This is a genomic window from Paenibacillus sp. S29 (genome assembly GCF_049319765.1).
GTDB classification, from domain to species: Bacteria; Bacillota; Bacilli; order Paenibacillales; family Paenibacillaceae; genus Paenibacillus; species Paenibacillus polymyxa_B.
In genome coordinates this window covers 1-296 of sequence record NZ_JBMOUI010000097.1, presented here as the reverse complement: position 1 = coordinate 296, position 296 = coordinate 1, and the positions used below count along the sequence as shown (strand labels likewise).

Here is a 296-nt window from a genome sequence, read left to right as displayed (position 1 = left end):
ACACGACCGTTAAGCCCTCCAGCGCCGATGGTACTTGGACCGCAGGGTCCTGGGAGAGTAGGACGTCGCCAAGCAACCCCATAATGGGGATTTTTTTTCGCCTATCAGGCTATTGATTATACATACAAAATTGATTTTTTAGATGGGGCTATAGCTCAGCTGGGAGAGCGCCTGCCTTGCACGCAGGAGGTCAGGGGTTCGATCCCCCTTGGCTCCACCAATATTCCCTGATAGCTCAGTTGGTAGAGCACTCGACTGTTAATCGAGTTGTCACAGGTTCGAGTCCTGTTCGGGGA

At 52.4% G+C, this 296-nt stretch carries 2 tRNA genes and 1 rRNA gene; all 3 read left to right on the top strand.

Annotated elements, in window-relative coordinates:
* Nucleotides 1-74, top strand: a 5S ribosomal RNA gene (gene rrf, locus ACL9RM_RS26670); the annotation flags it as partial.
* A gap of 70 nt (nt 75-144) precedes the next feature.
* Nucleotides 145-220, top strand: a tRNA-Ala gene (locus ACL9RM_RS26665).
* A 4-nt stretch (nt 221-224) separates the two neighbouring features.
* Nucleotides 225-296 (top strand) — tRNA-Asn (locus tag ACL9RM_RS26660).